The organism is Thalassoroseus pseudoceratinae (assembly GCF_011634775.1).
In the GTDB taxonomy this organism is placed as follows: Bacteria; Planctomycetota; Planctomycetia; order Planctomycetales; family Planctomycetaceae; genus Thalassoroseus; species Thalassoroseus pseudoceratinae.
Genome location: NZ_JAALXT010000008.1, coordinates 129,849 through 144,733, shown reverse-complemented (window position 1 = coordinate 144,733; position 14,885 = coordinate 129,849). Strand labels below are relative to the sequence as shown.

Genomic DNA, 14,885 nt, shown 5'->3' with positions numbered 1-14,885 from the left:
AGTTATGAGTATTCCTTTGGCCTGGAGAATCTTAGTTCTCGTTTGCCTGTTCTGGTGGGGGCAGACATGCCTGGGTGATGAACTGCAAATTGCGAGTTTCGAAACCGATGTTTCGCCACCGCTCAACGAACGAGTCGGCGTCGGCTTTCAGCCCACATATCAATCCTTGGAACACCCGCTGAAGGCTAAGGGCATTGTGCTCAAGCAGGGGGGAGTTTCCTACGTCGTCTGTTCGATTGATTACACGGGACTCTGTGGGACGTCCTATGATCTTTTTCGGGACCGGATCGCAGACGGAGCCGGCACGACCTCTGATTTCGTCATGCTAAGTGCCGTTCATCAGCATACGGCTCCAACGTTGGATATTGATGCCGTATCGCTGCTGTACGATAAGAATTCCGAGCAACTTGCTAGTATTCGAAACTTTGAAGAAACAACAGCGAAGAAGATTCAGGACTGTGTTTCCGAAGCAACAAAGGATTTCCATGTGGTCTCTCATGTCGGAAGTTCGAAAGCATTGGTTCGCGAAGTCGCATCCACACGCCGACTGCGTCAGCCTGATGGCAGCATCAAAGTCAGACTCAGCAGTACGACCGATCCTGTTCTACAGAATGCTCCCGAAGGAAAGATCGACCCCTGGTTGCGGACAATCGCCTTCTACTCAGATGAGAGAATTCTAGCGTGTCTTCACTATTACGCGTGTCACCCACAATCATTCTATGGTGACGGCCGAATCACCTGGGATGTACCCGGAATTGCCAGAGAGCGATTGCAGAAAGAATCGGGGGTCTTCCAAGTCTACTTCAATGGCTGTGGCGGGGACATCGCCATGGGCAAGTATAACGATGGCACTCGCGAGGCCCGCGAACGATTGGCTCAACGGTTGTACGCTGGCATGGTGTCTTCGGTGAGCCAACTCGAAAAGCAAGCTGCTGGCGATCTTGAATGGAGAACGTCGCCGCTCAAATTCCCACTAAGAAGTGAACCAGCGTTTTCCGTCAAATATCAGCGAAAAATCCTCGATTCCCCCACCGCGACATTCAGTCGAAAACTGAAGGCTGCAATGCTTCTTGCCTGGATCGACAGAACTCGCAATCGTCGAGAACCTCTTCAGGCGTGTTGTTTATCACTCGGAACGATCCACCTCGTTCATTTGCCAGGTGAAGTCTTTGCGGAATACCAACTCTACGCACAACAACTTCCGAAAAACCAGTTTGTCGCCGTCGCCGCTTATGGAGAATGCGGCATGTGGTACATCGGCCCAGATCGGATCTATCAAGACATCGGAGGATACGAGCAAACTTGGTCTTTCAGCGGCCCCATGGAATCACAACTAAAAAAAGCACTACGGCAGATCCTCATTCCGAAAGAAGATTAGCGGGACGGGTGGCACGCCCTGACCAACGAGATGGGCGTGGTGAACGTGATGTGAACAACTGATTCTTCGAGAAAGCGATCGTGACACCATGAGAGTTCGCAGTTCCACTAAGGGGCAGACGTGTGCCGAGAAACGTCGACGCTCCAATCCGGTCACCAAATACGCACTGGCAACCAGTCGCTAGTGGCACCCTTGCGGCAGATAATCCAGTGAGACCTCTCATTTTACTTGCACCCACTCGACAACTTTACGATCTTGATCCTTCGTTATCAAATTCCCCCAACGGTAAAGACGTCCGCCTTGGAACTGCCAATGAGTAACTTGTCCACCACCTCGCTGGATTAGGACATAATATCCTTGTGGGCACCATGACCATGCACCGTTCCAGTCCTCGAAACCGATATTCACGAACGCGCCTTCTCGTTCAAAACGAACGCCATTCTGATCTGGGGAATCGGCCGGTCGCCAATGTCCAACAATTGCGAATGGGTCGTTATTTTTTCCGGTCTCTGGGATTCCCTCGATATCTTTCTCAATTGCTGCGATTGACTTCTGAATAGTCGCTGCGATCTGAAAATCGCCGGCATCTGTAGTTTTCGTCGCTTTTTCCTGCATCTCAGCTAATTTGTTCTTGAGCAGCGTACGTCGAACGTCGTTCTGCCAAGAAGTAGGAATCATTAACAAGAGGGATTTGAGTGCTTTGTCTTTGGCAACATCCTTTTTGGAAACCCAATCCCTCAACTCCGACTTTCCTGATCCATAGCGGGCAATCCAGTGCGTTTCGATTTCCTCAATGGCACGCTCGATTACAGTGGTCGTGTCTGCTTTGCTGACTGCCTCAGCATTTTCTAGTTTTTGCAGCGATGCTCCTATACGCTTTTTTGCTTCAGAGATTGTGACAATTGTTTTCTCATCGATACCTTCACCAATCAAGACAGCAGGGCATGAAAAACAGACTACGAGGGCAAGCACAAAACGATGCATTTGGGGGCTCCAGCTTGATGGCGGTTGTTGGCCATTGAAATTAACTAGGTTGTGCCAGGAGTTCAAACGTCTGTATACTTACTGGCTGTGCATACCTGATTGTCATCAAAAGCTGGCTACTTCCTATCGTCCCACTCTTCAATACGCACGGGGTTGGGTGGCAAGCCCAGGCCAACGAGATGGGCGTGGTGAGAGCTGGTGGCGAAATCGGATGATTCCCTTTTCAAGTCGCGACCGATTCACTATTATCGCCGTCTTGGATTTGACTTGATTCGAAAATTTCTCCAACGTGTTTGAATCAGATGGCTTCAAAAGCAAAGATCGAAAAGCAAAAACGCAACGCTCGGCTCGTCCAGAAGTACGCTGAAAAGCGGAAACAACTTAAGGAAGAAGGCGATTGGGCCGCTTTGGATGCGTTGCCCCGGAACTCCAGCCCGACGCGATTGCGACGGTTGTGTGCACTGACCGGTCGTCCACGGGGTGTGTACCGCAAGTTCCAAATTTCGCGGATTATGTTGCGGGATATGGCTCTCGACGGTTTGATCCCTGGCATGAAAAAAGCCAGCTGGTAATCGCCGGTCGGACAATCTGATTCGATGTGAAGCCCGCGTTTTTGGCGGGCTTTCTTCGCGCGCCTTGCGCAACGAGCTCGGTGTGAAATGCCAACCAAAGCGTTTCCGATTTTGAGTTCGTCAGGAGGTGCCCGCATGAATATCGTGACCGTTTTTCATCCCACCCAATCGAGCGTTGCTGTCGCCGACCTGGAGCCCGGCGACATCCTGGCCTGTTGGGGCACCGATTGGGGCGCTCGGTTCGTGTCGCTGATGACATCGAACCCGTTCGCACCACGGAATCTAAGATGGGCCCCCTCTCACGTGGCGATCATCTGCGACGTCCCAGATCGCGGGCGATTATGGGTCGAGTCGACCACGCTTTGCCAGACGCCCTGCGTGATGACCGGTCAACCGACGCATGGACTGCAAACACACCATCCGCAAGACCGCCTCGGCGAATATGTGGAATCTGGCGGGGAAGTGCACGTGTATCGACTTTCCCCGATTGATCGATTGAGCGATTCGGAGTCGGCTCAGTTGACGAGCATTTTGATCGATGGATTCGTCAAACGCGGGTTGGGTTACGATTACGGCGGGGCATTGATCAGTGGAACGCGATTCGTTCGCCTGCTGGATGGGGTGTTACTCCGCCGGTACCGCAACTTGCACGAGGTGTTCTGCTCCGAACTTATCGCGGCCACACTTCAACGGTTGTGCCGACTCAACCGCGAAGACCCGACTCGCTTCAACCCCGGCCGACTCGTGCGGCGTTTGATCCATGAGGGCACTTATTATCATGCTGGACGGTTGATCGAATAACGTTTTTAGTGGATGTCCCACAATGAGCATTGAAGCGTTTCTTTGGAACTACCAAGATGGCGAACCGATCGGCTTTGAATTCGCAACGGTTCGGGACCTGCTTGCGACTGAAGACGTCGACTGGAACGAGGAATTCGGCTGTCTGCGTGTGCGTTTCCAAAATCCCAGTGATTCCGTTGATATCTACCTCGGCAAGGAAGGGCCGCATACCGATCACATTGATGGAATCACGATTTCGCGGCCGATTACGCATCCCGAGTTTCTGGATCAAATTTTCCGCATCATGAAATTGGGCGACGCGATGTGGTTCTATTCCGATGAAACGACCCCCGTGTTTGTTCGTGGTGCCGATCCGAACCAATATCCGCCGGACTTGTTGAAACAGTTGGGAGAGCCAAGGTTCGTCAATTCTCCCGCCGAGTTACTGCACCAGGAACCGTGAAGGTTGGGGTAACCAAGATCTGTTCAGCGTATGGTTCGGCGGACCACTGTGAACCGGCTCAATCCGCGTCGAGCCAATTCTCGCCGATTTTGACATCCACGACCAACGGCACACGCAACTCGATCGCCTGCTTCATTTCGGTTTGCACGATTTCGATGAGCGAATCCACGTCGTCAACCGGGGATTCGAAGATGAGTTCGTCGTGGATCTGTAGCAGCATTCGGGCGGGGTGGTTTTCCTCGGCGAGTCGATTGTGAACGGCGATCATGGCGCGTTTGATCATGTCCGCCGCCGACCCTTGGATGACCGTGTTGATGGCGGTTCGCTCGGAGACATTGCGTTGACGACCGGTGATGCGGCGGATGCCTTCGACTCGTCGCCGTCGACCGAGAATCGTGGTCGCGTAGCCGGTGCGTTGGACCTCTTCGAGAATCTGCTCCATATGCCGTTCGACACCGGGGTACTTGTCGAAATAGCTGTCGATGAAAACTTGGGCTTCATCTCGTGGAATCCGCAACGCTGCCGCGAGACCAAACGCACTCTGACCGTAGAGCACACCGAAGTTGACGCCCTTGGCGACGCGACGCATGTTAGAGTCGACTTCGTCCAACGGCACCCCGAAGATTTCGGCGGCGACAGCGGTGTGGATGTCGAGACCTTCCGCGAAGGTTTTTGTCATCGCGGGGTCGTCGCTGAAGTGGGCCAGCACGCGGAGTTCGATTTGGGAATAGTCGGCACAGACGAGTTTCCAACCTGGTTCCGACGGTACAAACGCCCGTCGCACTCGGCGGCCTTCATCGGTTCGAATCGGGATGTTCTGTAAGTTCGGATCGCTGGAACTCAATCGCCCCGTCGCTGCGACGACTTGGTTGAACGACGTGTGAATGTTGCCGGTGACGGGGTTGACCAACTCAGGCAGGGCATCGAGATAGGTGCCCTTGAGTTTGGCGAGTTGACGATGCTCGATGATGAGGGCCGGCAGGTCGTGTTGGATGGCGAGTTCCTCCAGCACATCGGCACTGGTACTCGGGCCGGTTTTGGTTTTCTTCAGCACCGGCAGGCCGATCTCATCGAACAACACAACCGACAATTGTTTCGGCGACGCGATGTTAAATTCCCGACCGGCGAGCGAATAGATTTCCTGTTCAAGTTCGTCCAGTCGCGTTGTGAGTTCCTCGCTTTGTCGCTGAAGTTCCGTGACATCCACTCGCACGCCATGAAATTCCATCTGGGCGAGCACAGGGATAAGCGGACATTCCAGAGTGTCGTAGAGATCGTGTAGTTTTTCCTCATGGAGTGCGTCCGAAATTTGTTCGGCCAACTGCCACGCGATGTCGGCGTCTTCGCTGGCGTATTCGGCGACTTTCTTGATGTCGATTTCGGCCATCGACTTTTGTTTCTTGCCGCTACCGATGAGTTCGGTGATCGAGATCATTTGTTGGTTCAAATATCGTGAGGCTAACGCATCCAGGCCGTGACTGCGGGCACCGGCGTCGAGCAGGTAATCGCCAACCATCGGGTCCACGCCGATTCCGTGAACCTCAACACCGATACGTTTCAGTACGAGCATGTCATACTTGAGGTTTTGGTTGACGATTTCGATATTGGGGTCTTCGAGCAGTGGTTGCAGGGCATCCACGACCGTCTTGGGGTCGAGTTTGGCTTGTCCTTCGGGGCCGTCCACCGGGACATACCAACCCATGCCGGCTTCCCAACTGAGTGCCCAACCGACGATGTCCGCCTGCATGGCATCGAGACCGGTCGTTTCCAGATCGACACAGAATTTTTTCTGTTTGCGGAGTTGCTTGAGGAATTTCTCCCACTTCGCGGGCGTGTCGACGGTTTCCCAGTTTCGGTCGGATTCCTCAGGGAAAAGCGACGGTTGCGACTTGGATTTGGGCAGCTTGCGGATTTCTTCGGCGTAGCGTTTGAAGGCGAGTCGCTCGAATAGCGGCAGCAACCGTTCCCGGTCCGGTTCGCCGACACGGGCCGCGTTCCAATCGAAATCGAGGGGAAGTTGCGTGTTCAGCGTGACCAACTCACGACTGACCAAAGCCTGATCGCGGAACTCCTGCAGGTTCTTCGAGACCACTTTGCCTTTCACGTTGGCCGCGTTTTCGAGGACGGCATCCAACGTCTCGTATTCTGCGAGCAGGTTCGTTGCGGTCTTGGGGCCGATCTTGGGGACACCGGGCACATTGTCCACGCTGTCGCCGACGAGTGATTGAAAGTCGATCACCTGATTCGGTCGGATTCCCCAGGTGTCCATCAAGGCCGCTTCATCAAAGAACTCGCGTTTTCGAATGTTGTACATCTGAACGTGCGGACCAAGCAGTTGTCGGTGATCTTTGTCGCTGGAGACGATCCGCACCTCCATGCCATCTTCGACCGCTTGTCGGGCCAGCGTGGCGATGACGTCATCAGCTTCCCAACCGGGATGATGGAACAGCGGCACGTTCATCGCCTCGATGAGCTCTTTGATGATCGGTACTTGCGGCTGAAGATCGGCGGGCATTTCCGCTCGGTTGGCTTTGTAGTCGGCGTAAACCGTCTTCCGTGTGCCTGGTTCGTCGGACTCGAACGCGCAGATCAAGTGCGACGGGGCCACTTCCTCGATTAAATGCTTCAAATCCCGCGTAAACCCGAAAACCGCGTTTGTCGGCAGACCTTCGGAACCGGTCATCGGCTGCCGAATGGCGTGGAAGACTTGGAACATCAACGAAAATGTATCGACAAGGTAAACGGTATCAGGCATGGAAACGTTCGATTTCAATTCGTGGCCGATCGGCAAAAAAACAGTGCAGCGGTTGCATTATGGAAACACTCAACCCATCTGCCTAGCCGACAAAATGCAAATCACAGACGCATCCGCAGAGTGTTGTGACGGTTGAACTTATCGAACGGGAACGAAACCGCGATGGTGAACGGTTCGCCGCAGATTCTACTTGACTGGCGTTTTCTGGCATCTAAACTGAAGTTGAGACTTCGTGCGAGTTGCACATTTTCGTGCGCAATGTCGCCGGTCTCAACCATTCTTGCCGACAAACCCGTGGTTTTGATGCCACGTTTTTCGAAGTCAACCGCCCCACGATTCCGCACGTCAGTCACGATGTGGAAGCCACACGGGTGCAATTTACTCAAGGGACGAGTCGATGGCGGCCAACAAACCCACCGCAGTTCATTTCTCGCTGATATTCTTCGTCATGGCGACGATTATTCTCGGCGTGTTCACCTACATCTTCCTGGATGAAGGCCGCGAGTTGCGATCTCAACTCACCGCCATGCAAAGTGAACGCGATACGCAAAAGCAAGTTGCGTTGAACAATGCAAAGGATGTCGAAAGTCTCAAGCAGGTCTTGGGATATCCGGATTTGCAGCAAGTCGGTGATCCTGCCGCTCCGCAACCGGGCACTGTGCTCTCGGCTTTGGCGGAAGACTTGCAGAACACCGCCGGTCCGGGAGCGGTTGGTCCGAAGACCGTCAAAGAAGGGTTGGCGGACTTGCGAACCAATCTGAATACTGCCACATCGGATTTTTCGACGGCCAAAGCAGAGAATGCACGGCTCGCGTCGGAAAACCAGACGATCGACACGCAAGCTCGTAACGAGGCCACGACCTACAAAAACGCGGCGACTCAGTCCGAACAGGAAAAACAAGCGACTCTCGCCGAGCATAAGGCCGAACAGACGCGATTGCGGGGAGAACTCACCAAGGCTCAACAGTCGATCAGCGAACGTGAACTCCGTATTCAGCAGTTGCAACAAGCTCATGCTCAAGAGATTGCCGGGTTGAATCGGCGAATCAGCGACTTGAATAATACCAACGAAGACCTCCGCCGCGACTTGGAAGATGTTCGCCGGGTGAGTTTCGAGCGACCGGATGGGAAAATCCAATGGGTCGACAACACCAGTCACTTGGTTTGGATCAACATCGGTGAAGCGGAAGGTCTCGAGCCTCGCACAACCTTCAGTATCTACGAGAAAGGCAATCGTGGTGTTGGTCGGGCGAGTGAAGACATCGAACGTGGTCCGGAAGACATCAAAGGGGCCATCGAAGTCACGCGGATTCTGGGGGCTCACTCGGCTGAAGCTCGAATCGTCAGTGAAGACATCTATAACCCCATCGCGATTGACGACCCGATTTACTCACCGGCTTGGGGACCGAACCAAACCATGAAGTTCGCCTTCGTGGGTCTGATCGATCCGGATGGTGACGGGCAAAGCGATCGTCAAATCCTCAAAGACGCCATTCAAGCATCTGGTGCGGAAGACTCGATTTGGGTGGACGATCAAGGAAACCGCACGGGCGGCGATATCGATTCGCGAACGAAGTTTCTTGTCGTCGGCGACATCCCCGATCCCGCCAACATCGCTGAGCCGAGCAAAATCGAAGCTGCGAAAGCGATTCAAGCGGCCTACACCACGATGGAACAAGAAGCTCGCGAGCGTGGGGTGCGAATCATTAGCCTCAACGACTTTATGGCCTTCATCGGGTTCACGCCGAAACAACGTGTGTTCCGTCCAGGTGAGCAGCGGCCGTTCACATTGCGGTCTGGAGCTCGACCGACCAGTACCAACACCGATACCAGCCGTCGCCGATCCAACTCTCCTGGCTCGATTTACGGCAACGGGAAATCGCTAAAGCCCGCCACCACGGGACGTGCCGGAGCGACGGCCAGCGGTTACTAAGACAACTTGAGAGATCATCATGTCGAACGCCTCGGAAATACTCCGAGGCGTTTTTTGTTGGGGTCAACTGTTCAACGGGCGGATGATATCCGTCGCGAGTAGCACACCAAAAATGATGCCAGCACCGAAGAGCAGCCACAACACGCGTGTGGCGTTTCGGCCGCCGAAGCGTTTCGCCAACCATTGCCCTTTGCGGGTGTGTTCGATGATCCAGTCCGTCTGCCAGACGGCCGTCAAGCAAAGCAATGCGGTAGCGGTTCCCATGAAGATTTGATGTTTCGGCATCCGTGTGTATCCGTTGCGTACAGCGAGTCGTCTCTCCGATGGTAACAAAACGCACGCTTTCGGAAAGTTGAACCCGCAATGACTGCGATTTTCCCGGTGGGTTCGCTATATTTCCACTGGCCACAATCGTGCAGACGCATTGCGTTCCGTGCAATTCGTGCTACACCACAGTGGTTGCCGTTTCGCGGAAGTCAAAGAACATAGGACTTTTTCGCGTCCGTTTTGGACACAGAAAAACGTTCGGAGTCCATCCATGCCTGATCTTGGTGTCAATATCGACCACGTCGCGACCCTGCGGCAAGCCCGAGAAACCTATGAACCCGATCCCATCTGGGCAGCGGTTCAGGCGGAACTTGCGGGAGCGGACGGGATCACGGTGCATCTTCGTGAAGATCGTCGGCATATCCAAGACCGCGACGTCATCATGCTTCAGGAAACCGTGCAGGTGAAACTGAACTTGGAGATGGCCGCCGCGGAGGAAATCACCGAATTTGCGATTCGTGTCGGCCCCGATCAAGCGACCCTTGTACCGGAAAAACGCGAAGAACTGACCACCGAAGGCGGGCTCGACTTGCTCGTCGACCCGGACCGAATCCGTCGTTGCGTCGATCAACTTCATGACGCGGGAATCGACGTGAGCTTGTTTATCGACCCCGATCCCAAGCAGATCGAAGCCGCAATCGAGCTGGAAGTTGCCGCCGTGGAATTGCACACCGGCAACTACGCCGAGGCGGAAACGGAAGACGAACAACAAGAAGAAATCGACAAACTCTCCCAGGCCGGTAGCATGGCGATCGAAGGCGGATTGCTGCTGCATATGGGGCACGGTCTCACGTATCGCAATGTTCGCCCGATCGCGGAAATCCCGGACGTTTCTGAACTCAATATCGGTCACAGCATCATCGCCAAAGCCGTGCTCGTTGGCATTCAACAAGCCGTCCGTGACATGAAAGCCTTGATTACGTTAGAGTAAATCGCACACCACTGACGTGAATTGACACTCTTCATCCATCGGAGTGATATCATGAGAACACCCGTTCGGCGATCGACCATGTTCGTGCTTTGGGGGCTTCTTCTGATCGTTCCGATGAACGTCTCGTCTGCGGAACCGTGGCGTCGGCATACGATCGATCAAAGTTCGCGGGGAGCCGACGGTGTTCGATTGGCGGACGTCAACGAAGACGGTCTGCCGGATATTTCCACAGGTTGGGAGGAAGGGGGCACGATCCGTGCGTATCTCAATCCCGGCCCGCAAGCCAGTCGGGATCAATGGCCGGCGGTGACGGTGGGCAACGTTCGCTCACCGGAGGATGCGGTCTTCTGTGATTTGGATGCCGACGGAAACACCGATGTCGTAAGTTGCTGCGAAGGTGGCAATCGAACGGTGTTCTTTCATTGGGCACCCGAGCCGAAAGAGTATCTCAACGAGGACGCTTGGAAGACCGACGCCGTTCCGTGCACCGTGAAACAACAGATGTGGATGTACTGCATTCCATTGCAAGTGGATGGTCGTCGGGGTGTGGACTTGATTGTGGGTTCCAAAGGAACCGGGGCCGCAATCGGCTGGTTGGAATCCCCTGAGGAACCGCGAAACGTCAGCGATTGGAAATACCATCAGCTTTCGTCGGCGGGGTGGATCATGTCGCTGGAAGTCATCGACATGGACGGCGATGGTGACCTCGACGTGCTCACATCCGACCGCAAGGGCAAGCGTCGCGGCGTGCGTTGGTTAGAGAATCCGGGACATGAAGCTGTTCGATCGGGCCGCGAGTGGGCGAATCATCTCATCGGGGGTGCGAAATCGGAAGTTCTGTTTCTGGATCTCGTCGACCTGAATCGGGATGGCCTTGATGACGTGCTGTGCAGTACCCGAGACAATCATCTCCTGTATTTCGAGCGAGCTGGGAAGTCCTCGGATCACTGGATCGTGCGGACCTGTCCGAATCCATTGGGTGTGGTTTGGGGCAAGTCGATTGCGGCGGCGGACATGGACGGCGATGGCAACCCCGAACTCGTTCACTTGTGCAACACACAACGGGCACCGAACTCTGTGGCTGCGGCGTATGGAGAGATTCAGCGAATCACCGAATCCGAACTGGTTGTCGATTGGCAGCCAATCTGCGAACCGAGGGCGTACAAGTTCGATCGTAGCGAACTGATCGACCTCGACGGGGATGGTGATCTCGATGTGCTGACGTGCGAGGAACGTGCTAATCTCGGTGTGATTTGGTACGAGAACCCGGGGCTCACGTCGCCGACTCGATAGCTGCTTGCAAACCGAGAGTGATCAAAACAATCACCAGGATCATCAGCAGAATTAAACTGCCGATCACCCAACCGCGTCGTTTCGTGAGTTCCCACTGCCAACGTCGAGGCTTGGCCCGATCGTTGAACCGGCCGGTGGCATCGAAATCACCAGGGACCGGCGAGAACAGATTGTCGGGCCGATCAGGGGCAATGTCTTCGTCCGTCTGTTGACCGTCATAAGCGTCGTTGGCGAGTTTCCAATCGGCTAGTGACGGAGCCACCTTGTTGCCTTCGATCGCTTGCATGGTCGGTAGACCAAGTTGAACTTCACGCTGCCGCTGGTGTGCGGACCAGTAGATTGCTTCGGCCGCCATCTCTGGGCTGAAAATTGGCGGAACGGGTTGGGGATGCTTTGGTAACTTTGAGCGGCACCAACTGAATTGCGGTGTGTTCACAGCAGGCAACTGCACCATCGTGATATGAATGGAGCTTTTTTCGTGCATCAATTCGCAGCGAAGCGAGTCGGTCATGCCACGAATGGCGAACTTTGCTCCACAGTACGGAGCCTGAAGCGGAATCGCCCGGTAGGACAGGGCGGAACCAACTTGAACAATCACACCTCGGTCCCGTTTCCGCATCCGTTTGAGAGCTGCCATCGTTCCCCAGACCGTGCCCAAATAAGTGACCTCTGTGGCTCGGCGATACTCCTCCGGTTCGATGTCTTCAAGAGCGGCAAAAACCGTCGTCATGGCGTTGTTGATCCAGATGTCGATCGGGCCGAACGTGTCTTCAACTTGGCTAGCCGCTTCTTCGACGGCGTTGGCATCCGCGACATCGGTTGGAATGGCAATCGCTTCGCCGCCAAGTCTCTTAACGGCCTCGACAGTTTGCTGTAGACGTGAATCATCTCGAGCGAGCAAACCGATCCGTGCGTGACGCTTGGCAAATTCCTCGACGACAGCCCGACCGACACCCGCCGTCGCCCCTGTCACAACGGCTACTTCGTACGTTCGATCCGTTGATTCTGGCATGTCCGCTCCGAAAGAAGGTTCCACGTTGACCTTTGAGGTGCGTTCACGCAGCTCGGCTTCCCTGACTTCCGTGGACGTCACACCACATCCGAAATCGGCCAAGCGTTGCAAAAGACAACTCAACAACGAAGTCGTCCTACCAACTCAATGCCCAAACGAGTTTGCGATGGAAAGCAATTCGTGTTCGGCAGATGATTGGTCAGATGCGGAAGCATTCCGCTTTTTCATGCTGGAGAACGACTCCACCAGTCATGAAGCAAAAGGAATGCCAGCAATGATCCTCTCGATTTCCAAGCAATCGACGACGAAATCCAGTCAGATGGTGACTTTATCTCCACCAAGCTGGTTCCCGTTCAGTCAGGGGGCCGAAGTTTCCGATTCTTCGATCAGTTCGTAGAATACGTTGCGTTGGCGAGGGATGTAGCCGGCTTCTCGGATACATCGTCGCAACGATTCAACCGACAAGTGATGCACCGTGCCGGCTTCACTGACGACGTTCTCCTCGATCATCAAGCTGCCCATGTCGTTGGCTCCGAAGAACAACGCAACCTGACCGATTTTCTCGCCCTGTGTGACCCATGAGGATTGAATGTTCGGCACGTTATCGAGAAACAACCGAGCGATAGCCTGGGTTTTCAAGTACTCGAACGCGCCGGCGGGCGGAAGTTGTGACATATCCGTGCCACCTTTGCGGCCGTTTTCCGCATCACGACCAAACCACGGAGCCACGTGCGGCGGCTGATGCGTCCAGCAAATGAACGCTGTGAAACCACCAGTCTCGTCCTGCAATTCACGGATTCGGTCCAGGTGTTCGATGCGTTCGGCAAGCGTTTCGACGTGTCCGAACATCATCGTGGCCGTTGATTTCCCACCGAGTTGATGCCAAACGCGGTTAACGTTCAACCAGTCTTCGGTCAACGCCTTTCCTCGTGTGACAGCTTTGCGAACGCGGTCGACAAGAATCTCGCCCCCACCACCGGGAATGCTGCCCAGTCCGGCGTCTTTGAGCCGTTGTAGCACGGTTTCCAACGGAAGTTTGGAGAGTTTCATAAAGTGATGAATCTCCGGTGGGCTGAATGCATGAAGATTCACTTGCGGAAAGCGTTCTTTGATCGACCGCAACAGGTTTTCGTACCACTCCAATGGCAATGTTGGGTGCAGTCCGCCTTGCATCAGGACTTGATCGCCACCGAGGTCCACGGTTTCCTGAATCTTTTGGAACAACACCTCCTCGGACAGTACGTACGCTTCCTCGTGCCCGACGGGACGGTAAAACGCACAGAAATCGCACACCGCTGTGCAGGCGTTGCTGTAGTTGATGTTGCGATCAATGTTGTAGGTACGGATTCGCTCCGGGTGCATTCGCTCGGTGACCGCATGGGCGGCTTCCCCGATGCTGATCACATCGTGCGAATGCAGTAGAGCCAAGGCCGATTCCGTCGACAACCGCTCCCCGGCAACCGTTTTATCGAGAAGCGATTTCAGTTCGCTGGCGTTGAGTGTCGGCGGAGGGGCGGTCGCTGTGAGAGTGCTCATGATGGCTTCGCGAGTTGGAAGGTCGACAGTTGTGGAAAACAATTTCGGTGTCGGCAGTGAGGAATTGATTTTGGATCGCGAGTTGTTGGAACAACCGCAGTCCGCTGCGTTCGGCGGAACCGAGTTGGAAGTACAAATTTTCCTGCAAATAACGGGTCGCGACGTCTTCAGTCAGACCCAACTTGTCGGCTTCGCGTTGGGCGATTTCCGGCAGTCGGCTGACGCCGCGATCACGGGATTGGGTCAATGCCAGTTCGACTTGGTCAAGCTGAGTGTCTTTTCGAGCAGCCCACAACGCGAAGACGAAGGGCAAGCCCGTCCAACGCAGCCATTCCTCACCGAGATCCCAGGAATCGTGGAAGGATTCTTGCGGCGGGTGCATGGCCCGATCACCGATCATTAGAACAGCGTCGGCCGGGCTGGTTTCGGCCGATTCACCGATCGGGAGCGGCATCAATTCGGGATGCACGCCAAATCGTTCCGCGAGTAAAATTTGGGCCAAAGCCGCACTCGTGCGGGAACCTTCATCGAGAGCAAGCCGACGAATTTCGCTCCACGGTGTTCGCGTGTAGAGTTTGACGCTCATCACCGCCCCATGGGTGGCAACGCACGCATCGGAAACGATTTTGTAGTCCGATTGACGCAGAAATTCGAAGGAGGGAATCAATGCGACGTCGAGTTCACCAGCGGCCAAATCGTCCGCGAGACGGCTGGGGTAGTCCAGCGTCAAATCGGCGGACGAAGCCAAATGTTCGAGGTCTTCAATCAGAGGCTTCGAGTTCAGATAACTCACGGCCCCAATTTTCACCGGACGAAACATAGTTGGGTCAACTCTCAGTAATCCACAAGATGCGTCGTGACGCACCGCGATAATCGAACCATTGCCGAATGGGTGCTTCACGACGCACCTCACCGCTTGCT

General features: G+C 54.7%; 13 protein-coding genes. 7 read left to right on the top strand and 6 right to left on the bottom strand.

Annotated features, from left to right (window positions below):
• Positions 1–4 precede the first annotated feature (4 nt).
• On the top strand, positions 5–1,378 hold the full coding sequence (locus G6R38_RS24950; protein ID WP_166831521.1) for a hypothetical protein: 1,374 nt from the start codon (positions 5–7) through the stop codon (positions 1,376–1,378).
• A gap of 219 nt (positions 1,379–1,597) precedes the next feature.
• Here the strand turns inward: G6R38_RS24950 and G6R38_RS24945 are convergent, their stop codons facing one another.
• Positions 1,598–2,362, bottom strand: a complete 765-nt coding sequence (locus G6R38_RS24945; protein ID WP_166831520.1) for a hypothetical protein — start codon at positions 2,360–2,362, stop codon at positions 1,598–1,600.
• A gap of 302 nt (positions 2,363–2,664) precedes the next feature.
• Here G6R38_RS24945 and rpsN point away from each other — a divergent pair, with 302 nt between their 5' ends.
• The 3 genes from rpsN (at position 2,665) to G6R38_RS24930 (ending at position 4,177) form a co-directional block, all read left to right on the top strand.
• A complete protein-coding gene (gene rpsN / locus G6R38_RS24940; protein WP_166831519.1) occupies positions 2,665–2,934 on the top strand; it encodes a 30S ribosomal protein S14 in 270 nt (89 codons plus the stop codon).
• Between the two features lie 135 nt (positions 2,935–3,069).
• Positions 3,070–3,735 carry a hypothetical protein gene (locus G6R38_RS24935; protein WP_166831518.1) on the top strand — a complete coding sequence of 222 codons (666 nt, stop codon included), beginning with the start codon at positions 3,070–3,072 and terminating at the stop codon, positions 3,733–3,735.
• A 22-nt stretch (positions 3,736–3,757) separates the two neighbouring features.
• Positions 3,758–4,177, top strand: coding sequence for a hypothetical protein (locus G6R38_RS24930; protein ID WP_166831517.1), 420 nt, complete (start codon positions 3,758–3,760; stop codon positions 4,175–4,177).
• A 58-nt stretch (positions 4,178–4,235) separates the two neighbouring features.
• On the opposite strand, the gene polA is transcribed toward G6R38_RS24930, so the two are convergent.
• A complete protein-coding gene (gene polA, locus G6R38_RS24925) occupies positions 4,236–6,932 on the bottom strand; it encodes a DNA polymerase I (RefSeq protein WP_166831516.1) in 2,697 nt (898 codons plus the stop codon).
• Positions 6,933–7,329: 397 nt separating this feature from the next.
• Here polA and G6R38_RS24920 point away from each other — a divergent pair, with 397 nt between their 5' ends.
• Positions 7,330–8,865, top strand: a complete 1,536-nt coding sequence (locus tag G6R38_RS24920; RefSeq protein ID WP_166831515.1) for a hypothetical protein — start codon at positions 7,330–7,332, stop codon at positions 8,863–8,865.
• Between the two features lie 63 nt (positions 8,866–8,928).
• Here G6R38_RS24920 and G6R38_RS24915 read toward each other — a convergent pair whose 3' ends face one another.
• On the bottom strand, positions 8,929–9,150 hold the full coding sequence (locus tag G6R38_RS24915; RefSeq protein ID WP_166831514.1) for a hypothetical protein: 222 nt from the start codon (positions 9,148–9,150) through the stop codon (positions 8,929–8,931).
• Positions 9,151–9,403: 253 nt separating this feature from the next.
• Between G6R38_RS24915 and G6R38_RS24910 the strand changes: the two genes are divergently transcribed.
• On the top strand, positions 9,404–10,123 hold the full coding sequence (locus G6R38_RS24910) for a pyridoxine 5'-phosphate synthase (protein WP_166831513.1): 720 nt from the start codon (positions 9,404–9,406) through the stop codon (positions 10,121–10,123).
• A gap of 51 nt (positions 10,124–10,174) precedes the next feature.
• On the top strand, positions 10,175–11,416 hold the full coding sequence (locus G6R38_RS24905) for an FG-GAP repeat domain-containing protein (protein ID WP_166831512.1): 1,242 nt from the start codon (positions 10,175–10,177) through the stop codon (positions 11,414–11,416).
• Here G6R38_RS24905 and G6R38_RS24900 read toward each other — a convergent pair.
• The 3 genes from G6R38_RS24900 to G6R38_RS24890 all read right to left on the bottom strand — a co-directional run bounded on the left by G6R38_RS24900 (position 11,397) and on the right by G6R38_RS24890 (position 14,757).
• A complete protein-coding gene (locus G6R38_RS24900) occupies positions 11,397–12,428 on the bottom strand; it encodes an SDR family oxidoreductase (RefSeq protein WP_166831511.1) in 1,032 nt (343 codons plus the stop codon). The two genes, G6R38_RS24905 and G6R38_RS24900, sit on opposite strands and share 20 nt — an antisense overlap.
• Positions 12,429–12,785: 357 nt before the next feature.
• A complete protein-coding gene (mqnC, locus tag G6R38_RS24895) occupies positions 12,786–13,964 on the bottom strand; it encodes a cyclic dehypoxanthinyl futalosine synthase (RefSeq protein ID WP_166831510.1) in 1,179 nt (392 codons plus the stop codon).
• The gene (locus G6R38_RS24890) at positions 13,894–14,757 is read right to left on the bottom strand and encodes a menaquinone biosynthetic enzyme MqnA/MqnD family protein (RefSeq protein ID WP_240928373.1); all 864 of its coding nucleotides are present in this window, start codon (positions 14,755–14,757) and stop codon (positions 13,894–13,896) included. The genes mqnC and G6R38_RS24890 overlap by 71 nt, the downstream gene beginning before the upstream one ends.
• Positions 14,758–14,885 lie beyond the last annotated feature (128 nt).

Excerpts from the sequence above, each read along its gene's own strand:
- G6R38_RS24950 (WP_166831521.1), top strand. The coding sequence starts at position 5 with ATGAGTATTCCTTTGGCCTGGAGAATCTTAGTTCTCGTTTGCCTGTTC.
- G6R38_RS24945 (WP_166831520.1), bottom strand. The coding sequence starts at position 2,362 with ATGCATCGTTTTGTGCTTGCCCTCGTAGTCTGTTTTTCATGCCCTGCT.
- rpsN (WP_166831519.1), top strand. The coding sequence starts at position 2,665 with ATGGCTTCAAAAGCAAAGATCGAAAAGCAAAAACGCAACGCTCGGCTC.
- G6R38_RS24935 (WP_166831518.1), top strand. The coding sequence starts at position 3,070 with ATGAATATCGTGACCGTTTTTCATCCCACCCAATCGAGCGTTGCTGTC.
- G6R38_RS24930 (WP_166831517.1), top strand. The coding sequence starts at position 3,758 with ATGAGCATTGAAGCGTTTCTTTGGAACTACCAAGATGGCGAACCGATC.
- polA (WP_166831516.1), bottom strand. The coding sequence starts at position 6,932 with ATGCCTGATACCGTTTACCTTGTCGATACATTTTCGTTGATGTTCCAA.
- G6R38_RS24920 (WP_166831515.1), top strand. The coding sequence starts at position 7,330 with ATGGCGGCCAACAAACCCACCGCAGTTCATTTCTCGCTGATATTCTTC.
- G6R38_RS24915 (WP_166831514.1), bottom strand. The coding sequence starts at position 9,150 with ATGCCGAAACATCAAATCTTCATGGGAACCGCTACCGCATTGCTTTGC.
- G6R38_RS24910 (WP_166831513.1), top strand. The coding sequence starts at position 9,404 with ATGCCTGATCTTGGTGTCAATATCGACCACGTCGCGACCCTGCGGCAA.
- G6R38_RS24905 (WP_166831512.1), top strand. The coding sequence starts at position 10,175 with ATGAGAACACCCGTTCGGCGATCGACCATGTTCGTGCTTTGGGGGCTT.
- G6R38_RS24900 (WP_166831511.1), bottom strand. The coding sequence starts at position 12,428 with ATGCCAGAATCAACGGATCGAACGTACGAAGTAGCCGTTGTGACAGGG.
- mqnC (WP_166831510.1), bottom strand. The coding sequence starts at position 13,964 with ATGAGCACTCTCACAGCGACCGCCCCTCCGCCGACACTCAACGCCAGC.